Origin of the sequence: Actibacterium sp. (assembly GCF_041584535.1) — a bacterium.
Taxonomy (GTDB): Bacteria; Pseudomonadota; Alphaproteobacteria; order Rhodobacterales; family Rhodobacteraceae; genus Actibacterium_D.
Window position 1 is genome coordinate 1 of the sequence record NZ_JBFHDW010000368.1, and the last position, 2217, is coordinate 2217.

The following is a 2217-nucleotide window of genomic DNA, read 5'->3' on the forward strand; positions in this document are numbered from 1 at the left end:
CAGACCGATTGCCAGTTGTGGATGGTCAATGCCCGCGCCAACGAATTCTACGTGATCCGCGACCACGGCAAGGGCAGCAGCTTTACCTATCGGGTGCGCTGAGCCGCCCCTAAACGCCCGGCGCCGGATAGCGCGCCGCCAGATCGGCCATCAGCGCCCGGTCCTGATCGTCCAGCGCCCCACTGGCCCAAGGCCGGAACCGCAGCCGGAAGGCTTGTAGCAACATATCCTCGGGCACATCCGGATAGCCGAACCGCCGCGCATCGGTGGCAAAGTCTCCGGGCGCTTGCCCCGGTTCAGGCCAGACCGACAGCCCGGCCCGCGCCAACCGCCGCCAGTCGAACCGCACGCCGGGATCGGACTTGCGCTCTGGCGCCATGTCGGAATGCGCGATGACCCGTTCCGGCCCGATGGCCCAACGCCCCATCACAGCGCGCAACAGCGCCTCCAGCGCCGCCATCTGCGGCTCGGGGAAGGGATGCGCACCGGTATTGGCCAGTTCGATCCCGATCGAGCGCGAATTCACATCCGCCACATCGCCCCACGCCCCGGCCCCGGCATGCCAGGCGCGGTCTTTCTCGGGCACAAGGCTGGCGACCCTGCCCGCCTCGTCGATCAGGTAATGGGCTGAAACCTCGGCCTTGGCGTCGCACAGCCGCGCAAGCGCCTCTTGGGCGCTTTGCATGGCGGTGTAATGCAGGACAATCAGGTCGGGCTGCGCCCCGCCGCGCCGTGGCCCGCAATTGGGCGACGGGTGGCTGAGTGGTGGCATCGGCGTCAGTTCACGACCTTGCGGAACGGACGGGGATCCCAGCCGCAGGCAAAGCCGTCGCCATCGGGGTCAAGGCTCATCCGGTCGCGATCCGGGCCACCGGCCTTGAGAAACGCCTCTTGCGCCAGATCGGCCGACGGATATTTCGCGCAGTTACGCGCGGTTTGCGAACTGCCCAGCAGGTTGGTGCGGCGATAGACCTTCTGACCGACCTGATTGCCCGAGGTCAGGGCATATTCGACGATATTCGGCCCGGTCGAGGTGCGGCCCGGCACGGCGGTCGGTTCGATCACCTGATAAAGCTGGCGCTGCGCCTCAAGGCGCTCGGCGTCGCTTTGAATGCTTTCACGGGCGGCAACGGCCTGAAAATCCTGCTCGTCGGAAATGCCCGAATGGTTGGTGCTGACCTGCGGCCCGGCGTCTTCGGCGGTTGCCACCAGTTCGGTGCCACCCGTCGCGGTCGCGGCGCCGGCCAATTCGGCCTCGCGCTGTTGTTCATAGCTGCTGCCGCCGATCAGATCGACACCGCTGGCCGAATCCGGCACCGGCGGCGCGCAGGCCGCAACAGTCACCACACCAAGGATCGCCAAGGACAACCGCATAGAAAAACCCTGCTCTGCTTGCGTTTCGCGACGGTTTACCACCATTTGCCCGGCTTGGAAACAAACCCGGCGGCGGTTTCCAGCGCATAGGCGGTGTTCAGCAGATCATCCTCGGCCCACGGGCGCCCGATCAGTTGCAGACCCAGCGGCAGACCCTGTTCGCTCATGCCGGTGGGCACAGCGATGCCGGGCAGACCAGCAAGGTTGACGGTCACGGTGAACACGTCGTTCAGATACATCTCGATCGGGTCGGCCTCGATCATCTCGCCCAGACCAAAGGCCGGCGACGGGGTGGTCGGGGTCAGGATCGCGTCGATCCCGGCGGCAAAGGCCTGATCGAAATCGCGCTTGATCAGCGCGCGCACCTTGCGGGCGCGGTTGTAATAGGCGTCATAGAACCCAGCCGACAGCACATAGGTGCCGATCATCACCCGGCGCTGAACCTCGTGGCCGAACCCTTCGGCGCGGGTTTTCTCATACATCTGGGTGATGCCGTCACCGGCCCCCAGCTTGGCACGGTGGCCATAGCGCACGCCATCATAGCGGGCCAGATTCGACGAGGCCTCAGCCGGGGCGATCACATAATAGGCGGGCAGCGCGTATTTGGTATGCGGCAGGCTGATATCGACGATCTCGGCCCCGGCATCGCGCAGCATCTCGGCGCCCTCATGCCACAGCTTTTCGATCTCGGCGGGCATCCCGTCCATGCGGTATTCCTTGGGGATACCGATCTTTTTACCGCGAATATCGCCGGTCAGCGCCGCCTCGAAATCCGGCACGGGCAGATCGGTCGAGGTCGAATCCTTCGGATCGTGGCTGCACATCGCTTCCAGCATGATCGCG

At 65.3% G+C, this 2217-nt stretch carries 3 protein-coding genes; all 3 read right to left on the bottom strand.

Going from position 1 to position 2217, the window contains the following annotated elements; translation table 11 throughout:
* Positions 1–109: 109 nt before the first annotated feature.
* Complete coding sequence (locus tag ABYW26_RS13650) at positions 110–772, bottom strand: N-acetylmuramoyl-L-alanine amidase (protein ID WP_372605458.1); 663 nt, start codon at positions 770–772, stop codon at positions 110–112.
* Between the two features lie 5 nt (positions 773–777).
* Positions 778–1374: a hypothetical protein gene (locus tag ABYW26_RS13655; RefSeq protein ID WP_372605459.1), complete on the bottom strand. Its 597-nt coding sequence runs from the start codon at positions 1372–1374 to the stop codon at positions 778–780.
* A gap of 35 nt (positions 1375–1409) precedes the next feature.
* Positions 1410–2217: amidase family protein (locus tag ABYW26_RS13660; RefSeq protein ID WP_372605460.1), on the bottom strand; the 808-nt coding region annotated here is incomplete at its 5' end.